Origin of the sequence: Streptomyces sp. NPDC050388 (assembly GCF_040655635.1) — a bacterium.
In the GTDB taxonomy this organism is placed as follows: domain Bacteria; phylum Actinomycetota; class Actinomycetes; order Streptomycetales; family Streptomycetaceae; genus Streptomyces.
In genome coordinates this window covers 45,713-58,024 of sequence record NZ_JBFAKH010000051.1, presented here as the reverse complement: position 1 = coordinate 58,024, position 12,312 = coordinate 45,713, and the positions used below count along the sequence as shown (strand labels likewise).

Annotated in this window: 9 protein-coding genes; 8 read left to right on the top strand and 1 reads right to left on the bottom strand. The window is 72.2% G+C overall.

Features of this window, described 5'->3' with window-relative positions:
- The first annotated feature begins 274 nt into the window (after positions 1–274).
- Positions 275–3,808: a transcription-repair coupling factor gene (gene mfd / locus AB0I73_RS26490; protein WP_363041307.1), complete on the top strand. Its 3,534-nt coding sequence runs from the start codon at positions 275–277 to the stop codon at positions 3,806–3,808.
- A gap of 122 nt (positions 3,809–3,930) precedes the next feature.
- Here the strand turns inward: mfd and AB0I73_RS26485 are convergent, their stop codons facing one another.
- A complete protein-coding gene (locus AB0I73_RS26485) occupies positions 3,931–4,116 on the bottom strand; it encodes an antitoxin (protein ID WP_363041305.1) in 186 nt (61 codons plus the stop codon).
- Positions 4,117–4,391: 275 nt separating this feature from the next.
- Here AB0I73_RS26485 and AB0I73_RS26480 point away from each other — a divergent pair, with 275 nt between their 5' ends.
- The 7 genes from AB0I73_RS26480 to AB0I73_RS26450 all read left to right on the top strand — a co-directional run bounded on the left by AB0I73_RS26480 (position 4,392) and on the right by AB0I73_RS26450 (position 12,141).
- The gene (locus tag AB0I73_RS26480) at positions 4,392–5,120 is read left to right on the top strand and encodes an HNH endonuclease family protein (protein WP_363041313.1); all 729 of its coding nucleotides are present in this window, start codon (positions 4,392–4,394) and stop codon (positions 5,118–5,120) included.
- A 159-nt stretch (positions 5,121–5,279) separates the two neighbouring features.
- A complete protein-coding gene (locus tag AB0I73_RS26475) occupies positions 5,280–5,966 on the top strand; it encodes a hypothetical protein (RefSeq protein ID WP_363041303.1) in 687 nt (228 codons plus the stop codon).
- 38 nt (positions 5,967–6,004) lie between these two features.
- A complete protein-coding gene (locus AB0I73_RS26470; RefSeq protein WP_363041311.1) occupies positions 6,005–7,501 on the top strand; it encodes a serine/threonine-protein kinase in 1,497 nt (498 codons plus the stop codon).
- 240 nt (positions 7,502–7,741) lie between these two features.
- Positions 7,742–8,386: a SurA N-terminal domain-containing protein gene (locus AB0I73_RS26465; protein WP_363041301.1), complete on the top strand. Its 645-nt coding sequence runs from the start codon at positions 7,742–7,744 to the stop codon at positions 8,384–8,386.
- 84 nt (positions 8,387–8,470) lie between these two features.
- The gene (locus AB0I73_RS26460) at positions 8,471–9,475 is read left to right on the top strand and encodes a nucleoside triphosphate pyrophosphohydrolase (RefSeq protein WP_363041299.1); all 1,005 of its coding nucleotides are present in this window, start codon (positions 8,471–8,473) and stop codon (positions 9,473–9,475) included.
- 54 nt (positions 9,476–9,529) lie between these two features.
- Positions 9,530–10,810: a cytochrome P450 gene (locus AB0I73_RS26455; protein ID WP_363041297.1), complete on the top strand. Its 1,281-nt coding sequence runs from the start codon at positions 9,530–9,532 to the stop codon at positions 10,808–10,810.
- A 335-nt stretch (positions 10,811–11,145) separates the two neighbouring features.
- Positions 11,146–12,141, top strand: coding sequence for a transglycosylase family protein (locus AB0I73_RS26450; RefSeq protein ID WP_363041295.1), 996 nt, complete (start codon positions 11,146–11,148; stop codon positions 12,139–12,141).
- Positions 12,142–12,312: the final 171 nt, after the last annotated feature.

Sequence of the window (12,312 nt, the reverse complement as noted above, 5' to 3'; positions counted from 1 at the left end):
CGTCGAAGCCGACGTGTAGATCACATACGCCAGGGACGACGACGACACACCCGGCACCGCGACATCGGATCTCGGGACTTCCCGGCGCCGGGCCCGTCGGTGCCCGGACTTCCGGCCGACCGGCTCGGGCGGTGGGCCGGCACCGGGCCACGGGCACCGGGCGTTGTCCACAGGCTTCCGGTGTCCGCGGGCGCGGCGTCGTACGCTGGACACCCCCGGCCCGCGGCGCGTGTCGGGCCTGTCGTGTTGCACACCCCGGATGGAAGCGCCTCGAATGAGCTTGCACGGTCTGCTGGACGCCGTCGTCAAGGACACCGCCCTCGCGGAAGCGATCTCGGCGGCCGCCGACGGCAACCGGACGCACGTCGACCTGGTCGGTCCCCCGGCCGCCCGCCCCTTCGCGGTCGCGGCCCTGGCCCGGGACACCGGCCGTACCGTGCTGGCCGTGACGGCGACCGGTCGTGAGGCGGAGGACCTGGCGGCGGCCCTGCGCTCCGTCCTCCCGCCGGAGGGGGTCGTGGAGTACCCGTCCTGGGAGACGTTGCCGCACGAGCGGCTCAGCCCCCGCAGCGACACCGTCGGACGCCGCCTGGCGGTCCTGCGCCGGCTGGCCCACCCCCGGTCGGACGACCCCGAGACCGGTCCCGTCTCCGTCGTCGTCGCGCCCGTGCGTTCCGTGCTCCAGCCGCAGGTCAAAGGCCTGGGCGAGCTGGAGCCCGTCGCGCTGCGGACGGGACAGACCGCCGACCTGAACGAGACCGTCGAGGCGCTCGCCGCCGCCGCGTACGCGCGCGTGGAACTGGTCGAGAAGCGCGGCGAGTTCGCGGTGCGGGGCGGCATCCTCGACGTGTTCCCGCCGACCGAGGAACACCCCCTGCGCGTCGAGTTCTGGGGCGACGACGTCGAGGAGATCCGCTATTTCAAGGTCGCCGACCAGCGCTCCCTGGAGATCGCCGACCACGGCCTGTGGGCCCCGCCCTGCCGGGAGCTGCTGCTCACCGACGACGTGCGGGAACGCGCGCGGGTCCTCGCCGAACAGCACCCCGAGCTGGGCGAGCTGCTCGGCAGGATCGCCGAGGGGATCGCGGTCGAGGGCATGGAGTCCCTGGCCCCCGTCCTCGTCGACGACATGGAGCTGCTGCTGGACGTGCTGCCCGAGGGCGCCATGGCCGTCGTCTGCGACCCGGAGCGGGTGCGCACGCGAGCGGCCGACCTGGTGGCGACCTCGCAGGAGTTCCTGCAGGCGTCCTGGGCGGCCACCGCCGGAGGAGGAGAGGCGCCCATCGACGTCGGCGCGGCCTCCCTGTGGTCCCTCGCGGACGTCCGTGAGCGGGCGCGCGAGCTGGACATGATGTGGTGGTCGGTGTCGCCGTTCGCCGCCGACGAACAGCTGGACGGAGACACCCTCAAGCTCGGCATGCACGCCCCCGAGACCTACCGCGGGGACACCGCGCGGGCGCTCGCCGACACCAAGGGCTGGCTCGCCGACGGCTGGCGCACGGTGTTCGTCACCGAGGGCCACGGCTCGGCCTCCCGCACGGTGGAGGTGCTGGGCGGCGAGGGCATCGCGGCCCGACTGGAGGCGGATTTGGGCGCGATCGCCCCGTCCGTCGTGCACGTCGCCTGCGGCTGCATCGACCACGGCTTCGTCGACCCGGCGCTCAAGCTCGCCGTGCTCACCGAGACCGACCTGACCGGCCAGAAGGCGTCCGGCCGCGAGGGCGCCCGGATGCCGGCCCGGCGCCGCAAGACCATCGACCCGCTCACCCTGGAGCCGGGCGACCACATCGTCCACGAGCAGCACGGTGTGGGCCGCTACATCGAGATGGTGCAGCGCACCGTGCAGGGCGCGACCCGCGAGTACCTGGTGGTGGAGTACGCCCCCGCCAAGCGCGGCCAGCCCGGCGACCGCCTCTACATCCCCACCGACCAGCTGGAGCAGGTCACCAAGTACGTCGGCGGCGAGGCACCCACCCTGCACCGGCTCGGCGGCGCCGACTGGACCAAGACGAAGGCGCGGGCGAAGAAGGCCGTCAAGGAGATCGCCGCCGACCTGATCAAGCTCTACAGCGCGCGCATGGCGGCACCCGGGCACGCCTTCGGCGGCGACACGCCCTGGCAGCGCGAGCTGGAGGACGCCTTCCCGTACGCGGAGACGCCCGATCAGCTGACCACGATCGCCGAGGTCAAGGAGGACATGGAGAAGTCGGTCCCGATGGACCGGCTGATCTGCGGCGACGTCGGCTACGGCAAGACGGAGATCGCGGTGCGCGCCGCGTTCAAGGCCGTCCAGGACGGCAAGCAGGTCGCCGTCCTCGTCCCCACCACGCTGCTGGTGCAGCAGCACTTCGGGACGTTCGGCGACCGGTACGCGCAGTTCCCGGTGAACGTGCGGGCGCTGTCCCGGTTCCAGACCGACACGGAGGCGAAGGCGGTCCTGGAGGGCCTGCAGGAGGGGTCGGTGGACGTGGTCATCGGCACCCACCGGCTGTTCTCCTCCGAGACCAAGTTCAAGGACCTGGGCCTGGTCATCGTCGACGAGGAGCAGCGCTTCGGCGTCGAGCACAAGGAGCAGCTGAAGAAGCTGCGCGCCAACGTCGACGTGCTGACCATGTCCGCCACCCCCATCCCGCGCACCCTGGAGATGGCGGTCACCGGCATCCGTGAGATGTCGACGATCACCACGCCGCCGGAGGAGCGCCACCCGGTGCTCACCTTCGTCGGTCCCTACGAGGAGAAGCAGATCGGCGCGGCCGTCCGCCGTGAACTGCTGCGGGAGGGGCAGGTCTTCTACATCCACAACCGGGTCGAGTCGATCGACCGCGCGGCGGCCCGGCTGCGGGACATCGTGCCCGAGGCGCGGATCGCGACCGCGCACGGGCAGATGTCGGAGTCGGCGCTGGAGCAGGTCGTCGTCGACTTCTGGGAGAAGAAGTACGACGTGCTGGTGTCGACGACGATCGTCGAGTCCGGCATCGACATCTCCAACGCCAACACCCTGATCGTGGAGCGCGGCGACAACTTCGGCCTCAGCCAGCTGCACCAGCTGCGCGGCCGGGTGGGACGAGGCCGCGAGCGCGGTTACGCCTACTTCCTGTACCCGCCGGAGAAGCCGCTGACGGAGACCGCGCACGAGCGGCTCGCGACGATCGCCCAGCACACCGAGATGGGCGCGGGCATGTACGTGGCGATGAAGGACCTGGAGATCCGCGGCGCCGGAAACCTGCTCGGCGGGGAGCAGTCCGGCCACATCGCGGGCGTCGGCTTCGACCTGTACGTCCGGATGGTCGGCGAGGCCGTCGCGGACTACCGGCGCCAGTTGGAGACCGGCGAGATCCAGGAGGAGCCGCCGCTCGAGGTCAAGATCGAGCTGCCCGTCGACGCGCACGTCCCGCACGACTACGCGCCCGGCGAGCGGCTGCGCCTCCAGGCGTACCGGGCGATCGCCTCCGCCAACTCGGAGGAGGACGTCAAGGGGGTGCGCGAGGAACTCGTCGACCGCTACGGCAAGTTGCCGGAGCCGGTGGAGAACCTGCTGCTGGTGGCGGGCCTGCGCATGCTGGCACGCGCGTGCGGCGTCGGGGAGATCGTCCTGCAGGGCAACAACATCCGGTTCGCCCCGGTGGAGTTGCGCGAGTCCCAGGAACTGCGCCTCAAGCGGCTCTACCCCGGCACGGTCCTCAAGCCGGCCGCCCACCAGGTGCTGGTGCCCCGGCCGAAGACGGCGAAGGTGGGCGGAAAGCCGTTGGTCGGCCGGGAGTTGCTGGCGTGGGTCGGGGAGTTCCTGACGTCGGTCCTGGGGTCGTGACCGGGGGCCCCGCCGGCCGGCCCGGATGCGCGGGGCGCACAGGGCACGCGAGGCACGCGGGGCATGAGCGAAGCCGCTCACGGCAGGGGATTCCGTGGGCGGCTTCCGGTCCGGACCCGCGCCTACGGCTGATCGGGGCGGTCGCGCTTCATGCCGAGCCGCTCCTCGGCCTGCTGCTGCCCGGCGTCGATCTGGTCCTCGTACTTTCCGCCGGTCCGCTCGTTGAGCTTCTTCTCGGCGGCGTCGGAGGCTTTCCTGGCCTTCTCCTGTGCCGACTTGTTGCTCTTGAACTTGTCGAAGATGCCCATCCGGAACTCCTTCCGAGGGTGACTCAGCACCGACCCTACGCGCGACGTGCGAGTAATGCCCCTTTTGCGGGGATGAGGTCTGGACCTCTCGCTGGCTACGGTGGGACCCGATGCGATACCGGCCGTTCGGGGGCGGGTAGGAAGAACGTACGGAACAGCAAGGGAGGGGCACCGTGACGCGGTACTCGACGTGGGACGGGGCACGACGTACGGGGCGGGCCGACGGGCGAATACGCCGCGGCGGGCCGGGGCTCCCGCACCGTACGGGGACCGCGATGGCGGCGCTGGCCGCCGTGGCGCTCCTCGTCGGCTGCGAGGGCGTGGTGGACACCGGTTCCCCCGCCGGGGACAGCCCGGCGGCAACGGACGGACGCGCCGTCAGCCCCCTGGACAACCCGGACGGCACCGAACCGGGCCTCGCACCGCTGACCGGGGAGGCGGACCGGGCGGCGGCCGTGGACCTCATGGAGAAGGTGACCACCAAGGGCCGCGGACCGAAGACGGGCTACGACCGCGACGAGTTCGGCTACGCCTGGAAGGACACCGCCGACGGCGTGCCCCTCGCGCGAAACGGCTGCGACACACGGAACGACCTCCTCCAGCGCGACGGGCAGGAGGTGCGCTTCCGCTCCGGTTCCAACTGCGTGGTGGTGGCCATGACCCTGGCCGACCCGTACACCGGCAAGACCATCGAGTGGCGCAAGGAGAACGCGTCCGAGGTCCAGATAGACCACGTGGTCCCGCTCTCCTACAGCTGGCAGATGGGCTCCTCCCGCTGGTCGAAGGAGAAACGGGAGCAGCTGGCGAACGACACCCTCAACCTCATCCCGGTCGAGGGCCGCGCCAACTCCGCCAAGAGCGACTCCGGACCCGCCTCCTGGCTCCCGCCGAACAAGCGCGTGCGGTGCGCGTACGCGGTCCGCTTCGCCCAGGTCGCCGTCAAGTACGAGATGCCGGTGACCACGGCCGACAAGCGCATGATGCTGGAGCAGTGCGGCGGCTGACCGCCGCACGGTGAGGGGCGGCGAAGCGATCGGTACGACAACGGTTCGGTACAACCCGGACCGGTTGTCCCCGGTGGCCTATACGCTCGGACTCCCACCCGGGTTCCGCCCCGCGCGGACTCATCCCGTCCCATCGGCTACACCGGTCCAGGAGCAGTCATGTACGGCCACGGCGTGGCACCGCCCACCCGCAGCACGGCAACGGTCATCACCTTGCGCGTGCTGTTCGTCGCCGCCGGTTTCCTGTCCTGCGGGCTGCTGGCCTGCGCGCCGCTGTTCCGGGTCGCGCTCCTGCGGGGACGCGTCGCCGACTGGGTGGCGGCCTGGGCGAGCCTGCCCGTGTCCATCGTCCTGCTGATGGTGATCGGTTCGCTGCCGGAGACGGACACCCGTACCGACGTCGCCCTGGCCGGGCTCCTGCTCCTCGGCACCGGCGCCGCCGCGTACTACCTGACCGTGGACATCCGCTTCCACCACAGGTCGCGCCAGTACGGGGTGCACGGCCCGCCGTCGCCCCACGCCACGACGATGCACGCGTCGGGCACCGGTGCCCCCTCCCCGTACGGCTACCCGCAGCCCGCTTCGCCGTACGCGCCCACCCCCGTACCGCGGCCCCAGGCGCAGATGCCCGGGACACCCGGGCCGTCCGCACCGCATCCCGCGCCCGGACCGCACCACCCCGCGCCGTCCACCCCCGTGCCCCCGGTGCTGCAGCAGCGTCCCGGGCAGCCGGCCCGGATCGACAGGGTGCGCGCCGAGCTCGACGAGCTCAGTGACTACCTGCGCAGGAGCGACGGGCACGAGGGCGGCGACCAGGGTCACGGCCACGGCCACGGTGGACGGTGAGTGTGCCGGCGGGGCGTGTCATCGCAGGCCGCTATGAACTGTCCACGCTCATCGGGCAGGGCGGCATGGGACAGGTCTGGACGGCCTACGACAAGCGGCTGGACCGGCGGGTGGCGGTGAAACTCCTGCGCCCGGACAAGGTGGCCGGACAGGAGGCCGACGAACTGCGCCGCCGCTTCGTGCGCGAGTGCCGGGTGACCGCCCAGGTCGACCACCCGGGCCTGGTCACCGTGCACGACGCGGGCAGCGCGGGCGAGGAGCTGTTCCTCGTCATGCAGTACGTCGACGGCGCCGACCTCGGCGACCACCTCGCCGAGCACAACCCGTACCCGTGGCAGTGGGCGGTGGCGGTGGCCGCGCAGCTGTGTGCCGCGCTGAGCGCGGTGCACGCCGTGCCGATCGTCCACCGCGACCTCAAGCCGCGCAACGTGATGGTGAAGCAGGACGGCACGATCACCGTGCTCGACCTGGGGGTCGCCTCCGTGATGGACAGCGACACCACCCGCCTGACCCACACCGGTTCGCCCATCGGCTCACCCGCCTACATGGCCCCCGAGCAGGCGATGGGCGGTGCGGTCGGCCCGTACACGGACCTGTACGCACTCGGTGTGCTGCTGCACGAACTGCTCAGCGGCGACGTGCCCTTCGCGGGCTCGACGGCGCTCGGTGTGCTGCACCGGCACCTCTACGAGGCACCGCGGCCGGTGCGGCAGATCCGCCAGGAGGTCCCCGAGGCCCTGGAGGCGCTGGTGCTGCGCCTGCTCGCCAAGGACCCGCAGCACCGCCCCGCCTCCGCCCAGGAGGTCTACGAGCACCTGACGCTGCTGCTGCCGTCGCGGGGCACGCCCACCGGGGCTCCCCTCGACCCCACGCGCCCCTTCCTGCGCCCGCACGCCCCCTGGCCGGACCTCGCGCGCACGCCCGCACCCCGACCCGCCCCCGCCGCACCGCCGGCGCCCGTCGCGGAGAAGGCCGATGTCGCCGCCGCCGTGGACGAGGTCAAGCGGCTGCTCGGCGAGGGCCGGATCACCCAGGCCGTGGACATCCTCGGCGGGATCCTGCCGGTCGCCGCGGAACAGCACGGCGAGCGCTCCCCGGTCGTGCGCACCCTGCGCAAGCAGTACGCGGCCACCCTCCTGGACGACGGCCAGTACCGGCGCGCGCTGCCCGAACTGCGCCGCCTCGCCTCCGAACGCGCCGCCGAGGCGGGCCAGGCCGACCCGGAGTCCCTGCGCCACCGCTACGAGGCCGCCCAGTGCCTGGAGCAGCTCGGCGACCCGGTGGCGGCGCTCGCCGAGTACCGGACACTGCTGCCGTACTACGAGAACCGGTACGTGGCCGCGGGCGACCCGCAGCTCGCCCATGACGTCCGCCGCCGCATCGGTCACCTCCTGCTCGCCCTCGGCGACCGCCCCGCCGCGCACGAGACCCTGGCCCGGCTGCTGCACGACGTGGAGCGCGCCCAGGGCCCCGGCCACCCGCTCGCCGCCGACATCCGCCGGACGCTGGGCTGGCTGGGGCAGATGCGCGGATGACCTGATCGAAGCGGTCCGCAGCAGTCCGAAGCGGGCTGAAGCAGATCGAGGCGGGCCAGAGCGGGCCAGAGCGGGCCAGGGGGTCTGATCCGGGTGCGGCTGGGTCGGTGAGGGCGCGACGGTGCCGGAAGTCCCGGGGAATCGTTGGTCGAATGGGTTGGCCAGAGCCCGGCCGCTGCCTACTATCGATCACCGCAGGACTTTGTGCACCGCCGCACAAGCTCTCCTCAGGAGGTTTCCTTGCACCGCCGTCGTCGCACCGCGCTCCTCCTCACCGCCGCCCTCACGGCAGCGGCCCCCCTCCTCACCGCCTGCGGGAACGACGCGCATCCCGGCGCGGCGGCCGTCGTGGGCGGCCAGCGGATCACGGTGTCGCAGCTGGAGAACCGGGTCGGCGAGATCCGCGCGGCCCAGCAGGAGGCGGTGCCGGACGCCCAGTACGAGCAGGTCATCGCCCGCACCGGCAGCCTCACCCGCGACACCCTGCACGGCATGGTCCTGGACCGTGTGCTGGAGCGCGCCGCGCGCGACGCCGGGGTGAGCGTCACCCCCAAGGAGGTCCAGGGGATGCGGGCCGGCCTGGAGCGGCAGGCCGGCGGAGCCGAGGCGCTGGAGACGGCCTGGCTGCAGCAGTACGGCATCCCGCCGCAGCGCCTCGACGACAACCTCCGTCTCCAGGTCCAGGCGCAGAAGCTCGCCCAGCGGCTCGGCACCGACACCAGCCGCCCGGAGTTCTGGCAGGCCCTGTCCGAGGCGAGCAGGAAGCTCGACGTCGACCTCAACCCGCGGTACGGCACCTGGGACGACGAGAAGAGCAGCCGTGTCGACGCCAAAACCCCGTGGGTTCGGGACGTCACGGTGGACGGAACCCAGCCGATCGCCTGACGCGCCGGGCATACCGTCACACCGAGCCGGTCCCCCTGTGGACGACTTTCGGGGGCCGGCGGCGCGGTGGGTTAGTTTCGGATCGTGAACGCAACCAGTCCCGCAGCCCCCTCCGCCGCACAGTCCGGCCGCGTCGTCCTGCTCACCACCAGCCACCGTGTCGCGCCCGGCCTGCTGTCCTGGCCCGCCTGGCAGGTCCTGCACGCGGCCGACCGGGTGCTGTGCGCGGACGGCGCCCACCCGCAGCTCCCGTATCTGCGGGAAGCGGGGATAGCGGTCGACGAGGTGTCCCCGACCGCCCAGGACCTGGTCGAGGCCTGCGCCGGCGGGCAGACCGTGGTCGTCGTGGCGACGGGCGAGGGCGAACCCGCCCTGACCGACGGCCTGGCCCGCCTCGCGGGCACCGGCCGCGTCCGGATGCCGGAGCTGGAACTGCTGCCCGCCTCCTACGACCTGCCGGGCGCCCGCCTGCTCGACCTCGTCCAGGTCATGGACCGCATCCGGGCCGAGTGCCCCTGGTCCTCCCGGCAGACCCACGAGGGCCTGGCCAAGTACGGCATCGAGGAGGCGTACGAACTCGTCGAGGCGATCGAGGAGGGCGACCGTGACGAACTGCGCGAGGAGCTCGGCGACGTCCTCCTCCAGGTCGTCTTCCACGCCCGGATAGCCGAGGAGCACCCGGAGGAGCCCTTCTCCGTCGACGACGTGGCCGGCGGCATCGTCGCCAAGCTCATCCACCGCCACCCCCATGTCTTCGGCGACGAGACGGCGACCACCCCCGAGGAGGTCAAGGCGCACTGGCTGCGCACCAAGGCCGTCGAGAAGCGGCGCACCTCGGTCACCGAAGGCGTCCCGCTCGGCCAGCCCGGCCTGGCCCTCGCCGCCAAACTGGCCTCCCGCGTCCGCACGGCGGGCCTGGACGTCCCCCTGCCCCGGGTCGAGGGCATCGGCTACGACCTGCTCGCCCTGGCGGTACGGGCCGAGGCACAGGGAGTCGACCCGGAGGCGGCCCTGCGCGCGGCGGCCCGCGCGTACCGGGACGCGATACGGGCCGCGGAAGGAGCCGGCGAGGAGACGGACGGGAAGTAACGGGAGGACAGGCGGGGGAGGAAGGGGCAGGCAGGGGGCGGATACCGTCGGGGTGTGACCGACCAGCACCAGCCCCAGTCCGAGAACACCGCCCCCGAACTCTTCACCTGGGAGTTCGCGAGCAACCCCTACCCCGCCTACGCCTGGCTGCGCGAGCACGCGCCCGTGCACCGGACGCGGCTGCCCAGCGGGGTGGAGGCCTGGCTGGTCACCCGGTACGCCGACGCCAGGCAGACCCTCGCCGACCCCCGTCTCTCCAAGAACCCGGCGCACCACGACGAGCCCGCCCACGCCAAGGGCAAGACCGGCATCCCCGGTGAGCGCAAGGCCGAGCTGATGACACACCTGCTCAACATCGACCCGCCGGACCACACCCGGCTGCGCAGACTGGTCAGCAAGGCGTTCACGCCGCGCCGCGTCGCCGAGTTCGAGTCCCGGGTGCAGGAGCTCACCGACGGACTCATCGACCGGTTCGCGGAGCGTGGCTCCGCCGACCTCATCCACGAGTTCGCCTTCCCGCTCCCCATCTACGCCATCTGCGACCTGCTCGGCGTCCCCCGGGAGGACCAGGACGACTTCCGCGACTGGGCGGGCATGATGATCCGGCATCAGGGCGGGCCCCGGGGCGGGGTCGCCCGGTCGGTGAAGAAGATGCGCGGCTACCTCGCCGACCTCATCCACCGCAAGCGCGAGGCACTGCCCGCCGAACCCGACCCCGGCGAGGACCTCATCTCCGGTCTGATCCGCGCCTCCGACCACGGTGAGCACCTCACCGAGAACGAGGCCGCCGCCATGGCGTTCATCCTGCTGTTCGCCGGTTTCGAGACCACCGTCAACCTCATCGGCAACGGCACCTACGCCCTGCTCACCCATCCCGAGCAGCGCGAGCGCCTGCAAACCTCACTCGCCGCCGGGGAGCGCGGGCTGCTGGAGACCGGTGTGGAGGAACTCCTGCGCTACGACGGGCCTGTGGAGCTGGCCACCTGGCGGTTCGCCACCGAGGCGCTCACCCTCGGCGGGCAGCACATCGCGGCCGGCGACCCGGTCCTCGTCGTCCTGGCCGCCGCGGACCGCGACCCGGAGCGGTTCGCCGATCCCGACGTGCTCGACCTCGCACGGCGGGACAACCAGCATCTGGGGTACGGCCACGGCATCCACTACTGCCTGGGCGCCCCGCTGGCCCGGCTGGAGGGCCAGACCGCGCTCGCCACGCTGCTGACCCGGCTGCCGGACATCGGGCTCGCGTCGGATCCGGCCGAACTGCGCTGGCGCGGCGGGCTCATCATGCGCGGACTGCGGACCCTGCCGGTGGAATTCAGCCCACGGCCGAAGTGACCCACCGCACGGCCGCCGAAGGTCTGCCGAAGCGACTCGCCGGACGGGCCCGTGACGACCGCCGGATTGCCGTCGAAGTGGCCTTTGTGCGGCCTCCGTACGCCTCCGAAGTGACGGTCGGGACCCCTTCGGGCACGGTCCGTCGCATCGTCGGTGGAGCGGCGCGGACATGACGCCCGGTCAGCTCTGTGATCTTCGTGTGATCTGCGCGGCATGAACTTGTGACAAGTGATTGTCTGCGGCTACGTTCACCCATCAAGCACGGTGCCTCGGTTGCACAGCTGCGCAGTTCGACTCGCCGTGCGGGTAACTGTTTTCCTGCGAAAGGTCTCCGCATGCTCTCCGGGAACGGTCGTCACCGTCGCCCCCGCCAGGCTCCGGCTCTCGTCGTCGCTGCCGGAGTGACCGGCTCAGCCATCGCGATTCCGCTTCTCGGGGCCGGCGGTGCCAGTGCGGCCGAGGGCTCGACCTGGAACCGGGTCGCGGAGTGCGAGTCCGGTGGCTCATGGAGCCAGAACTCCGGCAACGGCTACTACGGCGGCCTGCAGTTGACCCAGGCGGACTGGGAGAAGTACGGCGGCCTCGACTACGCGTCCAGCGCCGACCAGGCCAGCCGCGGCCAGCAGATAGCCGTGGCCGAGAAGATCCTCGCCGACCAGGGGGTCGGCGCGTGGCGGGCCTGCGGCCTGCTGTCGGGTCTGAACGCCGACTCGGGCAAGGCCGGTGCGGACACCGGCGCGGACGGCGGCTCGTCGTACGACTCGTCCGGCACCGGAAGCTCCGCCACTCCGTCGCCCTCGCAGTCCTCCGACGCCTCATCGGACAACAAGGGCAGTAAGGGTGCTGAGGGTGATAAGGGGGAAAAGGCGGGTGAAGCGTCCAAGTCCGGCGGTTCGGACGCCGAGTCCGGCACCTCTCCCTCCGCTTCCGCTTCTCCCTCCGCCTCGGCCTCCGCCGAGGGGGGCGACTCGGGCAAGTCGGGGCAGAAGGCGGGTTCTTCGGACGCGTCCGCGATTGAGGCCCCCACCGGCCGCCACCGCGGCGCCAGCGCCGAGGAGGAGGTGCGCGAGGACCGCGAGTCCGGAGCCTCCGGCCGGCACGCCTCGCGCGGCGGTCTCGGCTTCTCGCGCGGCCTCGACGTCTCGTCCCCGGCCGACAGGGCCCCCGCGGGCACCGGAGGCGGCTCCTCGGCCGCCGCCGACTCCCTTGCGCTCGGCGGCGGGTGGCTCGCCCAGTACAGCGGGGGCGGCGAGGGTGCGGGGGCGGCGGGTTCCGGTCTCATCCTTCCCGGTCAGACGCTTGCGTTCGGGTTCGGATCGGACGAAGGCTGACATTCGAAAAGGTGCGGCGGTGGCGGCAGTTGAGGTCACGTTTCGCGCTGAATGTCCGTTATAAAGGCGATGAGAGATAGGTCTCAGAAGCCCTGATCGTCTTTGATTATCCGCAGCGCGCGTGTCTACCGTCAGGACCGCTCGCCACCGCGGGCCCCGGCTGCCGCCACG